At 44.7% G+C, this 19584-nt stretch carries 20 protein-coding genes and 1 tRNA gene; 10 read left to right on the top strand and 11 right to left on the bottom strand.

All coding sequences use genetic code 11. The features are described from left to right. The first annotated feature begins 67 nt into the window (after positions 1-67). On the top strand, positions 68-595 hold the full coding sequence (locus PPM_RS07005) for a phosphatase PAP2 family protein (RefSeq protein WP_013370069.1): 528 nt from the start codon (positions 68-70) through the stop codon (positions 593-595). Positions 596-646: 51 nt separating this feature from the next. Then, the gene (locus PPM_RS07000) at positions 647-1780 is read left to right on the top strand and encodes an MGDG synthase family glycosyltransferase (RefSeq protein ID WP_413985812.1); all 1134 of its coding nucleotides are present in this window, start codon (positions 647-649) and stop codon (positions 1778-1780) included. Positions 1781-1824: 44 nt separating this feature from the next. Here the strand turns inward: PPM_RS07000 and trmB are convergent, their stop codons facing one another. After that, positions 1825-2538 carry a tRNA (guanosine(46)-N7)-methyltransferase TrmB gene (trmB, locus tag PPM_RS06995; RefSeq protein WP_013370067.1) on the bottom strand — a complete coding sequence of 238 codons (714 nt, stop codon included), beginning with the start codon at positions 2536-2538 and terminating at the stop codon, positions 1825-1827. A gap of 104 nt (positions 2539-2642) precedes the next feature. Further along, positions 2643-2840 carry a hypothetical protein gene (locus PPM_RS06990; RefSeq protein WP_013370066.1) on the bottom strand — a complete coding sequence of 66 codons (198 nt, stop codon included), beginning with the start codon at positions 2838-2840 and terminating at the stop codon, positions 2643-2645. Positions 2841-3147: 307 nt separating this feature from the next. Between PPM_RS06990 and PPM_RS06985 the strand changes: the two genes are divergently transcribed. The 4 genes from PPM_RS06985 to PPM_RS06970 all read left to right on the top strand — a co-directional run bounded on the left by PPM_RS06985 (position 3148) and on the right by PPM_RS06970 (position 6868). Beyond that, positions 3148-4101 (top strand): TIGR01212 family radical SAM protein, encoded by a 954-nt coding sequence (locus tag PPM_RS06985; protein WP_013370065.1) that lies wholly within the window; start codon positions 3148-3150, stop codon positions 4099-4101. Further along, positions 4102-4683 (top strand): class I SAM-dependent methyltransferase, encoded by a 582-nt coding sequence (locus PPM_RS06980; protein ID WP_013370064.1) that lies wholly within the window; start codon positions 4102-4104, stop codon positions 4681-4683. Positions 4684-4863: 180 nt separating this feature from the next. Next, entirely contained in the window at positions 4864-5838 is a 975-nt protein-coding gene (locus tag PPM_RS06975) for a type I phosphomannose isomerase catalytic subunit (protein WP_013370063.1), read from the top strand. 25 nt (positions 5839-5863) lie between these two features. Continuing rightward, the gene (locus tag PPM_RS06970; RefSeq protein ID WP_013370062.1) at positions 5864-6868 is read left to right on the top strand and encodes an alpha/beta fold hydrolase; all 1005 of its coding nucleotides are present in this window, start codon (positions 5864-5866) and stop codon (positions 6866-6868) included. Between the two features lie 101 nt (positions 6869-6969). Here PPM_RS06970 and PPM_RS06965 read toward each other — a convergent pair whose 3' ends face one another. From PPM_RS06965 to PPM_RS06955, 3 genes are all read right to left on the bottom strand, one after another. Then, on the bottom strand, positions 6970-7500 hold the full coding sequence (locus tag PPM_RS06965) for a YfiT family bacillithiol transferase (protein ID WP_013370061.1): 531 nt from the start codon (positions 7498-7500) through the stop codon (positions 6970-6972). 141 nt (positions 7501-7641) lie between these two features. Then, the gene (gene odhB / locus PPM_RS06960) at positions 7642-8937 is read right to left on the bottom strand and encodes a 2-oxoglutarate dehydrogenase complex dihydrolipoyllysine-residue succinyltransferase (protein WP_013370060.1); all 1296 of its coding nucleotides are present in this window, start codon (positions 8935-8937) and stop codon (positions 7642-7644) included. 5 nt (positions 8938-8942) lie between these two features. Next, the gene (locus PPM_RS06955) at positions 8943-11840 is read right to left on the bottom strand and encodes a 2-oxoglutarate dehydrogenase E1 component (protein WP_013370059.1); all 2898 of its coding nucleotides are present in this window, start codon (positions 11838-11840) and stop codon (positions 8943-8945) included. Between the two features lie 578 nt (positions 11841-12418). On the opposite strand from PPM_RS06955, the gene PPM_RS06950 reads away from it, so the two are divergent. Further along, positions 12419-13690 (top strand): MFS transporter, encoded by a 1272-nt coding sequence (locus tag PPM_RS06950; protein ID WP_014599564.1) that lies wholly within the window; start codon positions 12419-12421, stop codon positions 13688-13690. Between the two features lie 244 nt (positions 13691-13934). On the opposite strand, the gene PPM_RS06945 is transcribed toward PPM_RS06950, so the two are convergent. Further along, positions 13935-14008, bottom strand: a tRNA-Pro gene (locus PPM_RS06945). A 130-nt stretch (positions 14009-14138) separates the two neighbouring features. Between PPM_RS06945 and PPM_RS06940 the strand changes: the two genes are divergently transcribed. Continuing rightward, entirely contained in the window at positions 14139-14360 is a 222-nt protein-coding gene (locus tag PPM_RS06940; protein ID WP_228392890.1) for a hypothetical protein, read from the top strand. A 138-nt stretch (positions 14361-14498) separates the two neighbouring features. On the opposite strand, the gene PPM_RS06935 is transcribed toward PPM_RS06940, so the two are convergent. Together PPM_RS06935 and PPM_RS06930 are read right to left on the bottom strand one after the other, a co-directional pair. After that, the gene (locus PPM_RS06935) at positions 14499-15305 is read right to left on the bottom strand and encodes a barstar family protein (RefSeq protein WP_013370057.1); all 807 of its coding nucleotides are present in this window, start codon (positions 15303-15305) and stop codon (positions 14499-14501) included. Positions 15306-15354: 49 nt separating this feature from the next. Further along, the gene (locus PPM_RS06930; protein ID WP_013370056.1) at positions 15355-15843 is read right to left on the bottom strand and encodes a HEAT repeat domain-containing protein; all 489 of its coding nucleotides are present in this window, start codon (positions 15841-15843) and stop codon (positions 15355-15357) included. A gap of 207 nt (positions 15844-16050) precedes the next feature. Here PPM_RS06930 and PPM_RS06925 point away from each other — a divergent pair, with 207 nt between their 5' ends. After that, positions 16051-16809 carry a DUF2087 domain-containing protein gene (locus tag PPM_RS06925; protein ID WP_013370055.1) on the top strand — a complete coding sequence of 253 codons (759 nt, stop codon included), beginning with the start codon at positions 16051-16053 and terminating at the stop codon, positions 16807-16809. 33 nt (positions 16810-16842) lie between these two features. Then, positions 16843-17184: a GIY-YIG nuclease family protein gene (locus PPM_RS06920; RefSeq protein WP_013370054.1), complete on the top strand. Its 342-nt coding sequence runs from the start codon at positions 16843-16845 to the stop codon at positions 17182-17184. Positions 17185-17186: 2 nt separating this feature from the next. On the opposite strand, the gene PPM_RS06915 is transcribed toward PPM_RS06920, so the two are convergent. The 3 genes from PPM_RS06915 to PPM_RS06905 all read right to left on the bottom strand — a co-directional run bounded on the left by PPM_RS06915 (position 17187) and on the right by PPM_RS06905 (position 19556). After that, positions 17187-17747 (bottom strand): GNAT family N-acetyltransferase, encoded by a 561-nt coding sequence (locus tag PPM_RS06915; RefSeq protein WP_013370053.1) that lies wholly within the window; start codon positions 17745-17747, stop codon positions 17187-17189. Between the two features lie 28 nt (positions 17748-17775). Next, a complete protein-coding gene (locus PPM_RS06910; protein WP_013370052.1) occupies positions 17776-18333 on the bottom strand; it encodes a hypothetical protein in 558 nt (185 codons plus the stop codon). A gap of 278 nt (positions 18334-18611) precedes the next feature. Next, entirely contained in the window at positions 18612-19556 is a 945-nt protein-coding gene (locus tag PPM_RS06905; RefSeq protein WP_013370051.1) for a class I SAM-dependent methyltransferase, read from the bottom strand. Positions 19557-19584 lie beyond the last annotated feature (28 nt).

Genomic DNA, 19584 nt, shown 5'->3' with positions numbered 1-19584 from the left:
TCTAATTCTGTCAAATGGATTCAAAATATTTGCCGACAGACCTGAACCGGCAACCGGAGGAAACCAAATGCAACGTCTAGTCGTAAAACTTGTAAATCTGGAGCAGCGATTGTTCAAATGGATCAACGGGCGCTTACACAACCGTTTTTTGAACTTTTGGCTGTATTATCTCACACATTTAGGCGGGGCTACCTTTACAATAGCCTCTACGCTTCTGATTTGGTGGCTCGCTCCGTATCCATGGAAAGATTCCGGCATGAAGGGAGCTATCGCTCTTGCGGTCAGTCACATTCCCGTGGCTATCGTCAAAAAACTGTATCCACGGATACGCCCGTACTTGGCGCTACCAGGTACGAATACATTCCGCAATCCCTTGTCGGATCATTCTTTTCCCTCAGGGCATACAACCGCTATTTTTTCGGCTACCGTTCCTTTTATGCTGCAGTCACCCATGCTAGCACTGTTGCTGTTGCCTGTAGCGATAATTGTAGGTTTTTCTCGAATTTACCTGGGGCTTCACTATCCCACGGATGTACTTGCAGGAGCAGTCATCGGAACGTCTGCAGCAATAGGAACGGTTGCATTCTGGCCTTAAAGCCGATATGGTATGATTGAGAACATCCCAGCAGGAACAGGTGAAATGAGAGTGGCTAAAAAACGAGTGTTATTATTATCGGAAGGTTTCGGTGCCGGACATACTCAAGCTGCCTACGCGCTCTCAAGCAGCTTGCGGAAGCTTTCTCCGGATGTGCAGACAAGAGTGCTGGAGCTGGGGAGCTTTTTGAATCCGAGAATGGCCCCGCTTATTATTACAGCATACAAAAAGACTGTTGTATCGCAGCCTCGCCTAGTCGGATTGGTTTACCGTCATCAATACAAAAAATCATTAAACCGTCTTACAACGCTCGCTTTGCACCGTCTGTTCTACACACAGACCCGGAATATTCTTCGGCAGCTTCGTCCCGATTTGGTGGTATGTACTCACCCCATCCCAAGCGCGGTCATTTCACGTTTGAAGCGCTTAGGCTTACATGTCCCGCTGTGTACCGTCATAACAGACTACGATGCACATGGAACATGGATTAGTCCTGAGGTTGACCGGTACTTTGTATCTACGCCTGAAGTCATGCGTAAGCTGCGCGCGCGCGGAGTACCTGTATCAAAAATCCAAGTGACCGGCATTCCGGTTCATCCTAATTTTTGGGAACATCCAGGGCACGATGAAATTAGAGAACAATTTGGACTTAAACCCATCCCGACAGTACTTGTTATGGGCGGCGGCTGGGGCCTGATGAACGACGAAGTCATACATCGTTCGCTTACCGATTGGAGAGAAAAGATTCAATTTATTTTTTGTTTGGGGCATAATGATAAAATTCGTCGTAAAATGGAGCTGGATCCTCGGTTTAATCATCCAAATATTCATATTTTCGGATTTACACGGGAAATCGACAAATTAATGGAAGTGTCGAATCTGCTCATTACCAAACCCGGTGGAATGACATGCACCGAGGGGCTGGCGAAAGGGATTCCGATGCTGTTTCACAAGCCTCTCCCTGGACAGGAAGAGGAAAATTGTCAGTACTTTACGGCTCAAGGCTTCGGAGAACCGATTACTTCGCTGGATGTTGTCGTTAAATGGATGAACCGACTGCTATACGATTTTCCAGAAATCGTTCGCAAGCGACAGGAGCACATCCATAATGTAGCGCGATATTATCCTCTTCAGAGCGCACAGAGTATTTTGGATATACTGGAACCAAACAGGGTGCTTTCCTAAAAGGAAGCACCCTGTCTTGTTTACTTTATTTATTTTGCCCGCTTTTACTTTCCATATTTTTCGAGTCGTATTTTTTCGTACTCTTCCAAAGCGTCTTTGCCAATCAGCACCTCGACACGATGAATATTCATACCTTTACCCATGAACTTTTGTTCATACTCTGTCATGACATGCTCCTCATTGATTCCATCACGATGAAGGTTTAACGAAATATTCGTCATTTGTAGACCACTATCAGCGAATGAATTCAGAGAAAACTCAAACAATGTCTCCGAGTCCGTCTTAAAATGAATTTGTCCTTTGCTGTTCAGAAGCTGCCGATACTTGTCCAAAAAACGCGGATGCGTCAAACGACGGCGTGCATGCTTGGCTTTAGGCCAAGGATCGCTAAAATTCAGATAAATGCGCTCTACTTCTCCTGGTTCGAAAACATTTTCGATCTGTTCGATGTTTGCCAGTGCCAATTTGATGTTGGGCGGTGTTACAACTTCTGATTCACTCCAGGCCAGACGAGACTTTTCTGTAGCACGGCGAACCAGCTCGTCATACATATCAAAGCCGATATAGTTAACCTCTGGATTACGGTAACTCATTTGGCTTATAAATTGCCCTTTACCCATACCAAATTCCACATGAATGGGACGATCATTACCAAATAACTGCTGCCATTTCCCCTTATACTGTGATGGTTCCAAAATGACCAGATCTTGCTGTTCTTCCAGACTTTCACGTATTCCTTTTCTTCCGCGTAAACGCATGTTACTCCTCCATATACTCTGTTATCAAGGAAAAAGGAATTTCACCCCCGCTTGAAGATACGGAAATGAAATTCCTTTTTCAATATATTTGGATTGGGGTCCAACTAATTTAATTGTTCATAGTCTACCCCATCAGCAGGTGAAAAATCAATTGTCTTTTGGCAAGCGGCTCTGATTTTTTGACGTGCGGCCGTTCCAATCTGACGATCCTGCCCAAAACGGACACCAGTCAATGCTAACGCCTCATCAAAGGTTAACTCAACAGTAACTTTATCCATACGCGTCTTATCCTGCGTATTCATAAAAGATCACCTCACGGGTTATTTGTGATGGAACCGACGTGCACTTCCCCTAAAGCAGGCGATAGAAACAGCATAGCTGCCTCCCTGAAGAATAGTCATTAGCAACTGATAACTTTTTATCTTCAGGATCAAAAACAGTCCTTTTATCATATGTCTGGTACCGCTTACAATATAACATATTGTGTAACCTTTTTCAATCCGCAAAGCTATAAAATCAGCACTTTTTAATGACTTTCTCGGTCAAGTGATTCCCATTTAAGATTGAATTTTGTTACAATAGGGTGATCGTAAAAAAAGGAGTCCTCCCATGAAAACAGATTTGTTGCCTGCTCCTCTCCTGTGGGGAGATAAACGGTTCCATACATGGAATTACGAAATGCGCGAGCAATTTCAAAATAAAGTGTTTAAAGTCATGCTGGATGCGGGTTTTACTTGCCCAAATCGCGATGGTTCCATTGCCAAAGGTGGCTGTACCTTTTGTAGTGCACGTGGATCAGGCGATTTTGCCGGACGTCGCCGCGATGATTTGGTCACCCAGTTCAATACGATTCGGGATCGCCAGCATTTAAAATGGCCCAACGCTAAATATATTGGCTATTTTCAAGCCTACACCAATACGTATGCCCCGGTTGAGGAACTGCGAGAATATTTCGAGGTTATTTTGGAGCAGCCCGGTGTTGTCGGTCTGTCCATCGCTACACGTCCCGATTGCCTGCCTGATGATGTAGTCGATTATCTAGCCGAGCTGAACGAACGCACGTATCTGTGGGTCGAAATGGGTCTGCAAACCGTTCATGAATCGACCTCTGAGCTGATTAATCGTGCTCATGATACGCAGTGCTATCTGGATGCAGTGGAAAAACTGCGCAAGCGGAATATCCGTGTGTGCGCCCACATCATTTATGGCCTACCGCAAGAGACGCATGAAATGATGCTTGATACAGGACGTGCAGTAGCTGCTATGGATGTGCAGGGCATCAAAATCCATCTGCTGCATCTCATGCGCAAAACGCCAATGGTCAAGCAGTACGAAGCAGGATTGCTACGCTTTCTGGAAAAGGACGAGTACATTAAGCTTATTGTAGATACGTTGGAGTTTTTACCCCCTGAAATGATCGTTCATCGGTTGACCGGAGATGCACCACGCGATTTACTGATGGGCCCCATGTGGTCGCTTAAAAAATGGGAAGTGCTCAACGGCATTGATAATGAACTGAAATCACGTGAAACGTGGCAGGGAAAATACTGGAGGAAGTCTTAAATGGGATTCCTGTCTGTTCTGAGCTATGCTCATCAATTAGTAGCTGCGCGGGTGCAGCCAGGCGATACTGCCGTAGACGCCACCGTCGGCACAGGAGCAGATACGTTGTTTCTGGCTAAAGCTGCTGGCAAACGGGGCCGCGTCTATGGCTTCGATATCCAGCAAGCAGCTTTGGATTACGCTCGTCGTCGACTGGAAGAAGACACCTCCCCTTCATTAGCGGAAGTATCACTATTGCTGCAAGGCCATGAGCACATGCGGGAGGTCGTCCCAGACCTGCTGCATGGTAAAGTGGCTGCGGTCATGTTTAACCTTGGCTACTTACCGTCCGAAGGCGCCGATCCTACGGTCATCACGCATACAGACAGCACGCTCGTCGCACTTGAAGCTGCCTTGCAATTGCTGCGACCGCGTGGTATTTTGACTGCCGTATTATATCCAGGGCATGCTGGAGGCAGGGAAGAAGCGGAAGCTGTTCTTCATTGGGCTTCTACCCTCCCAGTCTCCAGCGGTCAAAGCATTATTTACCGTCAACTACAACGAGACGCTTCACCTTACGTAGTGGCGGTTGAAAAGAAATAATGTCGAGTTGTTAAACTCGCATATTCTCGCATATTTAGGTAATGAGCGGTTTTTTAGCCGCCTTACATATATTTTATAGCGCCATATGGGTCTATTCTTCCGGTTTATTGCCCAGCGGCACGTTTTAATTGCCTGATTCTGTTAGATCGTACTCATTACTCATTATGGAGGAGAGAAATCATGCTAAAGCCATACCCGCTGCAATTCCAACCTGAGTTCAAAGAGAGAGTTTGGGGAGGACGGGCCTTAGAACAATTTGGTCTAACCCCACCAGAAGGACATATTGGTGAAGGATGGATGATTGCCGATCATCCGAACGGAACAACAACGGTCATCAATGGCGAGCTGGCTGGAAAAGGGCTGGATGAAATCCGCCAGACTTACGGACAGGATTGGCTTGGGGCAAAGGGCGTATCGAAAAAAGGCGGACGTTTTCCACTTTTGATCAAGCTGCTGGATTGCAATGATGATTTATCTGTTCAGGTGCATCCGACGGATGATTACGCCGGACTTCCAGCTGGAGAATTAGGAAAAACCGAAATGTGGTACGTGCTTGATGCCAAGCCTGATGCCAAAATCATTTATGGTCTGACCGAAGGTGTAACTCGTGAAAGTCTGCGTACAGCTCTTGAAAGCGGAGATATCATGGGCAGTTTGCGCCAAGTTCCAGTTGAAGCTGGCGATACATTCTTCATCCCCGCTGGAACCGTGCATGCACTGTGTGCGGGTGTAGTGGTTGCTGAAATTCAGCAAAATTCGGATACAACCTATCGTTTATATGACTATAATCGCCCCGGTCTGGACGGCAAACCTCGTGAGTTGCACATCGAGGACTCCCTTAATGTAACTTCCTACGAAGGTGCAGGCGCAACAACGATGAAAACGGACGGCCTGCAGCCTGGAGAATGGCTCCAACTGGCATCCTGTGAGTATTTTGTTGTTGAAAAGGGTATCGTAGATGGAAGTTGGGCACTTTCTACAACGGAAGACAGCTTCACTATTCTTGTAATTTGCGAAGGCAGTGGGACCATAACATGGGACAATAATACGGAGTCTCTTTCCTGTAAAGCTGGAGATTGCTTCCTGCTCCCTGCTAATTTGGGCGGTTACACGCTAAATGACGGAATGACCGTACTTAGATCTTATCTTCCTTAAAGCTTAAAGGATGTGATGTCTAATCATGCGGGAATACACCTTCACCATCGCTGAAGATGACGGAACAGAGCTATTTGCTTATCGATGGCTGCCCGAGCCGAACATTCCCATCAAGGGAATCGTTCAAGTTTCGCATGGCATGTGTGAGACGTCCTACCGCTACATTCGGCTGGCCGAAAAGCTTACCGCTTCTGGTTACGGCGTGTATGCCAACGATCATATCGGCCACGGGCGCACAGCTGGTGATCCTGATAAGCTCGGTATGCCGGGAGCCAATGCATTCAACCGAATGGCAAAAGGCATGCTGGAGCTAGGCGAAATTGCGGCCAAGGAATTCCCTGATCAGTCTCGTTTTTTACTGGGTCACAGCATGGGCTCCTTTTTAACCCAGAAAATTATGTATGATGATCAACAGGCGTATCACGGGTTTATTTTATCGGGAACCAACGGACGACGTAGTCTGCTGAAACTCGGAGAACAGGTTGCTCTGCTGCAAGCCAAACTGCAAGGAATGGATCATCGTAGCATGCTGCTCAACGCTATGGTCTTTGGCGGCTTTAACCGTGCTTTTCGTCCTGTGCGCACAGCGTTCGACTGGCTGTCCCGTGATCCTGAGGAAGTAGATCAGTTCGTGCACGACCCACTATGTGGAGCTATTTGCACGACAGGCTTTTTCCTCGATTTTTTCAGGCTTTTGCAAGAAATTCACTGGCCCTCCTCGTTGAAAAACATTAATCCCAAACTGCCCGTTTATATTTTTGCCGGGGATCGTGATCCGGTGGGCTTGTTCGGAAAAGGTGTGTTGTCGCTAGTGGATATGTATCGAAGCCTGGAGCTTCAAGACTTGGAGTATCGCCTTTATCCTGACGGTCGCCATGAGATGTTGCATGAAACAAATCGCGACGAGGTAATGAGTGACATCGTGGACTGGCTCGACCGTCATATTAACACAGGGGCAACCTCTGTTTCCGTTGGGTCTGGAGCCTCCGAAGCATCCGCTTTATCAGCTTCGCCCAAGTCATCTTCCTAGTGAGAAATTAGCAAAAGAAGCCTTTAAAGCATGATAAAAGTGGCTTTAAAGGCTTCTTTTGTATTCCTTTATTTTTCATCAGGGCATCATTTTGGAGTTAATTACCATGCATTTCGTTCTTTCAGCGAAGTAATATGAGCTGTGTGATGCTTGCCATGCCAGGCATAGATGCCAATGTTTCGTTCCAGACGGATCGTCTGGCCCGATTCAGGATGAATAAATGTTCGGTGTAGCTGATCTTCCCCCAATGAACGCAACATGGTCACCCACCGTTCATGAAGTCCTTCCAGCAATTGCAACGAAGGTTCCAGTGGAAGCTCTCTAGCGTCTGGTATTTCAGCCCAACGCCCCTCATCATAGGGTTTGATTGTCGGTGTATCTTCTGTCAGCGCTAGCTTAAAACGGATATAGCTGTTCATATGGCTGTCTGCCAAATGATGAACAACCTGCCGAATCGTCCATCCTCCTTCACGATAAGGCGTATTTAACTGCTGCTCATTCAGTCCTTCGACCGCCTGACGCAATTGTCCAGGCAATTCAGCAATGTCGTCGATCCATGTGGTCAACTGTTCTTCTGTAATGGTATCTGGAACCACGAACGGTCCAATCGGGTAGCGCAAGTCTTTGTCCAAAACAGTTCCCGCCCTTCTCTGTATCTGAATGTCTGCAATTGTCTATAGCCTTATGTTATAACTATGCAGGAAAAAAAGCAGACCCGCAAGAGTCTGCTTTTGTCATGCACGTACAAGGGAGATGCACTCGAATGATATATTTTATCCTTCCAGCAACAATGATTCGGGATCTTCCAGCAATTCTTTGACCGTTACCAGGAAACGGACCGCCTCGCTACCATCAATAATACGGTGGTCATAGGACAACGCGATATACATCATCGGACGATTTTCCATACGTTCCTCGTCGATGGCAATCGGGCGAAGTTGGATTTTATGCATTCCCAAAATACCCACTTGCGGCGTATTCAGAATTGGCGTAGACAGCAGGGAACCGAAAATACCTCCATTGGTTATGGTAAAGGTTCCTCCTTGCAAGTCTCCCAGAGAAAGTGAATTGGAACGAGCTTTGCTAGCCAAATCGGCAATGCTCTTCTCAATTTCAGCAAAACCAAGCCGATCAGCATCCCTAACAACAGGAACGACCAAACCTTCCTTGGCAGATACAGCAATCCCGATATCATAGTATTTTTTCAGTACGATATCATCGCCATTGATTTCTGCATTCACAGTAGGGAAGCGCTTGAGCGCGCCAACCACTGCCTTCGTAAAGAAGGACATAAAACCCAGCCCTACATCATGTTTCTCCTTAAACTTATCTTTACGGCGTTTGCGCACATCAAGAATAGCGGTCATATCCACTTCATTAAAAGTCGTAAGCATGGCGGCTGTTTGCTGTGCTTCAACAAGACGCTTGGCAATCGTCGCTCTCCGACGGGACATCCGCTGCCGTTCCACAGGCTTGCTGTACTCTGTTTGAGCTGGAGACGGTGACACAGACTTGCCAGCAGCGGGAGACGCAGGTACAGATGCTGTACGTGATACTTCAGCGCTGTTATGCGTTTTTACGTCCTCCTGAAACACACGTCCAAGCGGGTCCTTTCCTTGTACCTGCTCAAGGTCAATCCCGCGCTCACGCGCCAGCTTCCGGGCGGATGGTGATGCCGTCTGACCATTCCCGTCACTATTGGAGGGGATGGGCGGCGCAGACTTTTCTACTGCTTTACCGCCGCTTTCTACGGAAGTCTGTGAAGTTGCTACGGACGGCGCTTCAGGCGCTTGAGTCGCTGCGGCTTCTCCGGCACCAGTTGCTTCCGCACCACTGTCGTTTCCGATCAAGCCAACAGCTTCACCGATAACCACAGTATCCCCCTCTTGACGAAGGATTTTCTGGACTACACCTGCTTCTTCGGCGCTAATTTCCAGATTGACCTTATCCGTTTCCAGCTCCAGTAGAACATCTCCCTGTCCTACGGAATCTCCTTCCTTTACAAGCCATTTGGAGATTGTTCCTTCCGTGATGGATTCTCCCATTGCTGGCACTATAATATCACTCACAGCCGCTACCTCCCCAGTGTAATATTGTTTTTGGAATCCTGCTTCAACGCCGATTGAATAATTCGCTGTTGTTCTAGGCTGTGTACTTGCTGATAACCGCTCGCCGGGCTGGAACGGTCCGGTCTGCCTGCGTAGCGAATTTCCGCTCCCTGTGGCACAACCTCCCGCAGACGAGGCTCCATATAACTCCAGGCCCCCATATTTTTAGGTTCTTCCTGAGCCCATACGAACTCCTTAACACGTGGGAAGCGACTAAAAATATTCCGAATTTCCTCTGCCGGGAAAGGATATAGCTGCTCCACACGAATAATGTGCAAACGCTCCTCTGCTTCATTCCCGTTTTTATCCTTCTCCAACGCTTCCTCCAGATCAATGGCAATCTTGCCACTGCACAGTACAATGCGCTCTACCCGATCCGGACGTGATCCCAGACCAGATTGCTCCAACACAGGACGGAATGTTCCCTCACTGAATTCAGAAGCAGGCGAAGCGACACGATTGTTGCGAATCAGGCTCTTCGGCGACATCATCACAAGCGGACGAGCTTCCTCACTTTCGCTTAATGCAGCCTGACGGCGCAGCAGATGGAAATACTGTGAGGCGCTGCTCAAATTGGCGACAGTCCAGTTATTTTGTGCAGACAACTGGAGGAAACGCTCCAGACGTGCACTCGTATGCTCAGGTCCTTGTCCTTCACTACCATGCGGTAACAGCATCACCAGACTGGACTTCTGTCTCCATTTGGCACGGCCAGCGGAAATGAATTGGTCGAAAATAACCTGCGCACAGTTGGCAAAATCACCGAATTGCGCTTCCCAAATGACCAACGTCTCAGGAGAAAACACGTTATAGCCATACTCGAAGCCGAGGACTGATGCCTCAGACAATGGACTGTTATGAATACTGAACGAAGCACGTGCTTCCGGCAATGTATGCAGCGGGCAATGGGTACGCCCGGTTTCAGGCTCATGCAGCACAAGGTTACGGTGAGCAAAAGTAGCTCGCTCTGCATCCTGACCTGTCATACGAATAGGCTTGCCGTCTGCTAGAATGGTAGCTAAAGCGAGTGTCTCCGCCAAGCTCCAATCTACCTTTTCACCCTCGTTCAGAGCGGTTTTTCTACGCTGTAAAATTCGTTCCAGCTTCGGATATACATGAAAAGCCTGTGGCCATTTGAGTAAATTTTCATTAATTTGACGCAGTTTTTTCATTTCAACCGCAGTACGGACCGGTGTGCTCTGATTCTTTTTCGCCTTCACAGCAGTAAATTCAGGCTCCTCCTCCGGTTGATTCTTCACATGCTCATGTGCTTCCTTCAGTCGGTTTTGGACCTTCTCAATGAGGCCAGCACTAAATGCTTCATCCACTATGCCCTGCTTCATCAGCTTTTGAGCATATAATTTGCTCACCGTTGGATGATTCTTTACCTTGCGATACACCAGCGGTTGAGTTGTTTCCGGATCATCGGATTCATTGTGACCATAACGACGGTAACCAATCAGATCAATCAGAAAATCCTTCTTGAAGCGATTACGGTACTCACCAGCCATACGAGCCGCTGCAATACAAGCCTCAGGATTATCCGCATTCACGTGTACAATTGGAATTTCGTAGCCCTTGGCCAGATCGCTGGCATAACGGGTCGAACGTGAATCAACACTCTCTGTCGTAAAGCCCAGACGATTGTTCACAATGATGTGCACTGTGCCACCATTACGGAAGCCGCGCAAATTGGTGAAATTGAGTGATTCGGCTACGATACCTTCACCCGGGAACGCCGCATCACCGTGCATAATAATGGTAGCTGCCTTGCTAACGTCCAGCTTCGGATAACCAGCCTCACTGCGATCTTCCTGTGCCGCACGCGAAAATCCCTGCACCACCGGATTCACATATTCCAGGTGACTTGGGTTGTTCGCCAATGTCAGACGGGCCTGGACGGCTTCCCCATCTTTTACAAAACGATCCGCACCCAGATGATATTTTACATCCCCAGTCCAGCCGTAGTTAATTCCAGTGGAACCTTCCGACGGAATCAGATCCTTATTCGGGGAATGATGAAATTCAGAGAAAATTTTGCTATAAGGCTTGCCCAGCACATGTGCCAATACATTCAGACGACCACGATGCGCCATCCCCATCAGGACATGACTTGCTCCTGCATTGGTGGTTAGACGAATAACCTCGTCGAGTACAGGGACAAGCACATCATTACCCTCAATGGAAAAACGCTTCTGCCCGACGAATGTTTTATGCAAGAACTCTTCGAACTGTTCTACTTCTACCAATCTGCCCAGCAACGACTTGCGTTCCTGTGTTGTAAGTGGCTTGGAGGACCAGCCGGATTCTGCATAGCTGTTCAGCCAGCGGCGTTCCTCCTCGTTATGAATATGACTAAATTCATAGGCAATCGGTCCTGTGTATGCTACACGTAGCCGTTGAATGGCTTCCCACCCGTTCAGTGTTCCCGCTGGAGCGTTATCCCATATTAAAGAGGCTGGAAAAGCCTTTAGGTCTTGTTCAGTTAAACCGTAAGATGCTGGATCAAGCAGACGTGTATCCTGCTCTGCATCCAGTCCCAGTGGATCGATTTGGGCGGCCAAATGTCCGTATTCACGGATATTCCACACCATTTTGCCCGCTGTAACCGCTTTCTGTAATGTGTTCGAATCAAGGTGCCCCAAAGCATTTACGGGGGGGCCTTGTAATTTGTTGTCTATCATGGAAGCAGCCGAATATTCGGATTGTGGCGGCTCGCCCCATTGATCAAACAGCTCGCGGTAAGCCGGATCAACCGTTCCGGGATCCGCTACATACTTTTCATACTGGTCCTGCACATAACCTAGATTAGGTCCGTAATACGTCTGCCAAGGTACCTGTCTGCTGCTCTCTTCCATTGTCATCTCGTTCCCTCCGTCAAATTTTGAAATTCATAGCTGGACGGAAATCATTTTCATTTTGTCGTTTTGTTAAATCTCTAATTTAAGCAATTCACATTATATGAAATCCATGATCAAAAGTCGAATTTCACAGTGCTTATTTCTCTTTCATTGTATAAAGTTTTCTAGCTATGAGCATTTCCTTTTTCTCAACATATCCATGCGTAAATGAGATGAATCGGGCTATTCTGTAATTCTGTAGTCTTTATCAATTAAAGATTAGGATGTGATATAAACGGATATCCTAATCACGAACTTAAATCTGTGACTGGTATATAAAAGTAATCGCTATAAATGGCGAGGATTTAGCTTAATTAAGATTGGAGATTGACACCCTTTTGTGATTCAGGAATCAAGCACATGGCAACTTAAATAACCAGCTGTCGGATATCAACCGATGGCTGGTTATTTAAGTTGCCGATACGATGCAAATTCAAACTTAAAGTGACATTAAAGTCACTTTTCTGTACAATTTTCCTACTTTTCACTATTATTTTACTTAGGCATCTAAAAACCGCTTTGAAAGCGAAAGGGATGGAACTGTGACTGGACTAAAACAAATACTCAGAAACAAGAATTATGTCAGATTTTTTCTGGCAACCTTCGCCTCACAAATGGGAGGAATTATCGGAGTTACTGCATTCATGTTTTATTTGTTGAAACGGTTTACAAATCAGCCTTACTATGCAACACTTGCCGAGTTAATGTATTCGCTCCCGATGCTGGTAGTATTTCTCGTGGTTGGAGTGCTGGCAGATCGGATGGACAGACAAAAAATTGCTGTTAATTGTGACTGGATTAGCGCCTTTTTATCCTTATGCTTGCTTGTTTTTATTTGGATCGATTCGATTCCTTTGGTATTTGCCCTCCTCTTCATCCGTAGTGCTGCCTCCAAGTTTTTCTTTCCAGCCGAAAGTGCCATTATACAGGGGATATTAAGCGAAGATGATTACACCATTGCCGCAGGCCTCAATCAAATGATGGGGAGTCTTTTCATGTTATTTGGAGGAACTCTGGGGGCCGTCGTTTACTGGCACTTTGGAATTACTGGAGCCATCCTCATTGATGCTATTTCTTTTATTGTGTCTGCACTGCTCATTCGTTCTTGCAAAATTCCCGAGGAAGTACGCCTTCCGAACGGTGCACATCAATTTAAACAATTAAAATTCAAACTTGTCATGATCGATTTTAAACAAGGGTTTCTTTACATATTACGCAACAGACTATTGCTTTGGTTGGTTTCAGGCTTTTTTATGTTCGGTATTTTAAATGGTGGTTTTAGCGTTTTACCGATGTTTATCCTTAAATATAAGCTAGCTCCAGGCAACTATGAGCAGTATATGGTTTGGACAGGTATTATTTTTGGAGCTGGTGTGTTGCTTGGTACACTAATCGCTTCGCTCATCTCCGCCAAGCTAAAGCTACACCAAATGATTGCAGCCGGAGTTCTGGTAGCTGGAATAGGCATGTGCATACTTGGTTTTGTTAACCACCTCTATGCTTTTATGATTATCAATTTTGTCATTGCACTGATCCTTCCGTTCATTAACATTGGTATAGGAGGATGGCTGCCTCGTATTGTAGATCCTCAAATGATGGGACGTGTGCAAGGTTTGATTAATCCGTTAATGATGCTGTCTCAGTCTCTTACATTAGGTTTCATTGCTGTAAGCTTTCCTTCATTTATTTCAATTGAGCTCTTGTTTTTATTAGTTGGGGTTTGTACCGTTATGGTAGGCATATACTACACTATTGTGCTTCCCCGTTATGCTGATTACAGCACTTCTTCTAAGGCCCTTCAGGAATCTTTATAGGCAAATTAAAAAAGTCATAAATGGTAGTATTGAAGGGAATGTTGATTTGCCACTTCTGCCTCCCAATCCCGTGCAGAAGTGGTTTCATCCTATCTCCCCTCAATGCTTCACAAGTACATACATTCGTTACATACGGCTAGCTCGTCAAAACCCAGTAGCGACAAAGAGCGATAGGATATATGTAATATACAAAAAAATGCCCGGCAGGCACATTATCTGCACCAGCAGGACATTTGGATTATAATCGGAGTAGCGGGATTCGAACCCACGACCTCACCCACCCCAAGGGCGCGCGCTACCTAGCTGCGCTATACCCCGATAAACCAGTGTATGTCAATCGTTGCTGTTATTTACCATTATAATCTGGTCACAAAAACCTGTAAAGGAATTATTTAGTCTGAGTGACGCAAAAAGTATAGGCCAAAATTGGAGATCACAGGAGCTATCCATGCAGAGCAAAAAAATAATTATCGGAGCAGTAGTATTACTTTTTTTAGTACAGCTAAGCATTCCTATGTGCTTCACCTTTGCACAGAATGACCTTGTCATAGATCAAAAAACGAAAGAGAGACTAGCAGAGCAATATGGCTTGGAAGAACCTCAGCCACCTACATCTAAGCAGAAGCAAAACATATTATTGGGAGCTGATTGGGGTTTTAGTTCTCCTTAAATCCGCTCATATTTATTAGTCAACAACTGATACATTCGCTAAAATAGTCATACGCAAACTTTAAATATATTCCTCCCTGTATAAGATGGATGCATTAATTTATATTCCATTTCAAAATTCCCTTTTTGCTTTGCTAGCTTAATTCGAAGAAAAATTCACGGTAACACCACCTGATACTAAGATCGTTAAAAGATCCATAAAATATTGCTGTGGTGAAAATCTATAGTATCTCTCTTCTTGATCCCATTCTTCCTCGAATCTTTCCAAGAAATAATGTGCGTTTTGCCAATGGATTGTGAACGGTCCTACTACCCCAAAACCTCCACAGAGACAGTCCGATATACTGTCCAAGCTAAATCCAAAGTACCCTCCAGGCCCATTAATCGCTTCCCCAAGTGCTATAAAAAATGTTGTAAAATCAAATATGTGTTTCCCGTCTAAGGTGTAGACATCTCCTCGTTTATCCAGTCTGGAAGATTGAAAACAATTAGATGCAGAATGTATTCTAGTCACGTTTAGCCATCCAGACCGTTCTTCTTTAGAAAAGCCTTGCCATATATTATTTTCAAGCGACTGAGCGCACTTTAATAACTCCCATAATCTTAATTCCACAGGGGAGGGCTTCGTTTCAAGTATGCCTGTTAACTCCAGATTGAAGTTTCCTTTACTATAATTTGGTTTATGGATTATATAGGATTCAGGTAGGTGATAATGATAGCTTCCAATCACTTTTTCTTCATCATCTAAAATAGCAATGTACAAGTTGGATACAGATTGTTTTGTCTTTGCTATGTTTTTTATGAATTCTTCGTTAAATTCAAATTGCTCAAAAATGACCTTTTCATTCGTTCCAACCATAATATCACCCGTTAACCCAACCACATCTCGACAATAACCAACTGTGAGCCCACTTTCATCGTCCATAACAGCAAATCTCTGTCTCAATTTATATCATACCTCCCAACAATAATTTTAAGGAATAAGGTTAAAGGTCTTATGTAAAAAGCTCTAAAGATTCTAGCAAAAAGTCACGCTTATATTTATTTTTATGATCGCCCAGCTTTCTTCTTATCATTTGTCTACATAGCTCCTTTTGAGCCTCAGAGATTTTATCTTGCACGGTACTTATCAGTTGATAGGATTGTCTACTCGCTTCAAAGGTATCATCCAGTAAATCTACCAGCACCACAACATGAGTAGATACGTCAAAAAATTCTAGAGCATATAACAGTGTTCCTCTATTCCCTTTCGTCTTAGGACTTCTTAACAAGTCAATAAGTGGCAGCACCGCTTCACTGTCTCCTAGATCAGCTAACGTAATGGCGATTACATTTCTGAGCAATGCACTATCCGTTGTTGCCAAATAACTCAATAATATTGGAGTGAATGTATGATCCAGCTTTTCACCCACATCCTCTATAATCCTTATCGCTACCTTTAAATCTCCACTCTCTATGACTTCTTCTAATCGCATTATGTTCATTGTTTACCAATCCACCTTATTACAATAAATAGAAACTATCCAGTCTTAATGCAATTCAATAATTTACATATAATAACAAACCTAATTCCCTTTTGTATATAGCGAACATTGTCGAGATCTTAAAAAATATCCACTCATTGATTTACAATAAACAAAATGTTATATTGTCTATAAAATAATCATCATTTGATTGAGGTGTTTGCTAAAATGGATCATTCCGAACTATTCTGGAATGCTGATATTGAAGAACTGAAGCGTGGATATATTCGCCAAGGAGAGCAGGTAGTTTGCCTCTTGGACGGACAACGATACGAGCAAGGTATCATATATCAGGATCAAGGGGTATTTTATGACGCGGAGCGGTATATGCGCCTTCATATTGAGCGGACGTACGGTTCGGTCTTTGACTATTTGATCGGTCTGGATAAAAAGCTAACTGGACTGACGGATCATCAAAATCGGTTGCTTCAGTTATTTTATCAAGGGATGGGCGATGCGGATATTCAAAAGGAAACCGGAATCGGCAGTGCATCCACCATACGCAATCATCGCTTTGGTCTCAAGGAAAAAGAACGGCAGTCCAAGGTATTTCTCACATTAATGGAACTGTTAAAGGAGAAAGATCGCCACGCTCCCGCCATGGTAGAAGTACCCGTACAAGCACGGATGGTAGACGAACGTTACAACATTACAGAAGACGAAAGGCTCAAGGTACTCACGAAGTATTTTCCGAATGGGACAGACGGGCGGCTAAAGACCTTTAAAATGCAAGAAAAGCACAAGCTGATTGTACTGCGTGAAATTGCGAGCCGTTTTGTGAAGGGACAAATATATCATGAGAAAGATATCAATGCGATTTTACAGGAAGTATATGACGATTATGTCACGGTGCGAAGATATATGATTGAATATGGTCTATTGGATCGCAAACCGGATGGCAGTGAATATTGGTTGAAGGAATCTTGAAGCTAGGCGCTTATAAAATAGGAGGATTCGACAATGGATCGAAGAAAAGAACTAGTTCAGCAATACATGGAGATGAAGACAGAGGCAGGAATCTATTGCATTCGCAATACACATAATGGAAAAATTTTCATTGCTTCCACGCCGAATTTAAAATCGCTGAATGGACGCCGTTTTGAGCTAAATATGGGTGGATTTAAGAATAAACAACTACAACAGGAATGGAATGAGTACGGCGAAGATTCGTTTGAATTTGAAGTGCTGGATGTTTTGAAGAAAAAGGATTCGGAATTCTTTGATGTCAAAGACGCGCTGGCAAAGCTGGAGCAGACCTGGCTTGATCGACTCCAGCCTTACGGGGACAAAGGATATTTGTAAATTTACTGCTCCGCAGAAAACTCCTTGCGAAGATAGCCAAAAACAACAGCGTCAACAAACTGACCTTTTTCATAAAAGTAATCTCTCAAGTGCCCCTCTTTAGTAAAGCCACTTTTGAGCAATAGCCGTCTGGAGCCTTCGTTATCTGGATCAATGAAGGCTTCTATACGGTGAACCTGCGGCAATTGAAAGCCGTAATCCACCACCACCTTCATCGCTGCTGTCATCAGGCCCTGCCGCCAGTATTCCGGTGCCAGCTCATAGCCGATTTCGATACGGGAGTGTTCCTTCTGCCAGTTATGAAATCCAATTGTACCCACCACCCGCTCAGGAGCTTCTTTTAACGTAATCCCCCAGCGAAATCCCTCTTGCTTCTCATATCTGGTTAGCATGGAACGAATAAATTTCTCAGCTTGCTCTACCTTCGTAAAGCTTTCCAAATCATAAAATTTAGTAACCTCATCTCTGGAGAAATAGTTGAATATGTCCTCCGCGTCTGCTAATGTAAGCTGCCTTAAATAAAGCCGATCGGTTACCAAAGTCGGAAACGTTTCCATTGTCATTATTCATCTCTCCTTCACATCGAAGAACCTATCTTGTCAACCACCAGCCGATCCCCACCACTACTCCATTGATGAAGAATAATGCGGTGCATGCTCTCCATTTGTTGATTTCACTTGTTTGAAAAAAGCTGGTCACGGTACTACGACACATAAACAACGTAAAAAATAAATTCCAAATAATACGCATACCATATTTAAGGTAGTAAAAAGCAGGACTTAGCTGCACACCGCCTAACGCTGGAGAGATATCGGGAATAAACAGAATTGCACACGCATAACGCATGGTCTCATATGTAAAATAAAATAATGCCAGCCACCAAGCCCACTTCTTACCGAACAACATACCAATACCGGCAGCCGTTCCTGCCAGACCGAGCAACGCGATAAATCCTTGAAACATGCCCCTGCACATGCCTAACAACGTAGAAGCCTCATTTAATGCATTAAGCGTCAATAGCTGTGTCACCAACAGGAGTGCTCCATTAAAAATCAGTAAAATAGCTGAAATGCTTACACCTAAAGGTCGTTCGAAAGCCACGTTCGTTACATAATCTTCTACTTCTTTTTTTGTATACAGATCGGACACTTCTTCTACTCTCCTAACCCAATTATTACATCCATTTTGCGGCGGGCATAATAACAGTGTGTTTTCGCCTCATTTCCATATATCGGCTTTTAGGAAAATATGGTTTAATCTTCCCTGAAAAATTCCGTTATCTATACAATAATTTATTATTCAGGGCAACTATGCTATCAAATCAACGACATGAGAATCCTGATCATTAACAGAATCCCAAATAGAGTAATATCTATCCTTATACTACCATTCCAAGAGTGAATCTGACAAATGGCTGATACTAGCACTTATGAATGTATACGCGTTATCTTCGTAGCTCTATAACCTTCATATGACTGGATATACTCTACTTGATAACCCATTTGGGCATCCAAAAGCTCTTCCATAAACGGGAGGCACGGGCTGTAGATAAAGCTCCCTCCTGGCCGAATGGCTTTAAGCAATTCCATATATTTACGAGCGTACTCATGGATATTACCATCTGCCTTCAGATGATGATGCATAAAATGATTGGAGAATGCCATATGTGAAACGATCGTTCCCCATCTACTTTCTTCATAAGTAGTCGCTAACCAATCTCCTTGGGTGATACAACCGTCTGTTTCAGCCAGCCGATCTGTTCCGTATGCCTCAATTCCGTAGGCACGTAAATAAGTAACCAACCGTGCCTCTGATCCGCAACCAACATCTAGAACAGGCTCTTGCAAACGAGCAATGTCCAATCCTAGCAGATTCGCTTGCAACTCCGGTGTATATTCCTCACAAGGTACCCAAAAGGTATATTCATTCTCTGCATACTTAGCGAACACTTCACGTCCATTGGTACGAGTTAAAAAATCTCTCAAATGCCCATAATGCTGCTGGAGTAGTAAGTCCAGAGTTGCCCCTGCTATAGATTTCTTTTGGAACAGCTTTTCAATCCGGGTGAAGAATCGATCATACAGCTCCGTAAGTTCCCTCGCATGATCTGTGTGAAAATGTAGATACTGATTGGTATTTACAAACTGGGACAGTATTTTGGCCGCTACATCCTTCACAAAAACATGATACGTATGCTGGCGCTTCAAGCTTTGAAGCATGAGGATCAGTTCCGAGCTTCGCTGCGTCAGCCAGTACGTCATTTCCGTTGAAGGTCCTAACAGAACAGAACCCTCGCGCATATAAAATAAACTCCGATGCTGATTATGCAGGAGTTGACCGTTAATAAGATTATGAAGTTGAGCGACTGTCATACTACTTCCTCCTTAAAGTCCAGAACAT

Origin of the sequence: Paenibacillus polymyxa M1, from assembly GCF_000237325.1 — a bacterium.
Lineage (GTDB): Bacteria > Bacillota > Bacilli > Paenibacillales > Paenibacillaceae > Paenibacillus > Paenibacillus polymyxa_C.
This window is presented reverse-complemented; position numbering and strand designations above follow the sequence as displayed.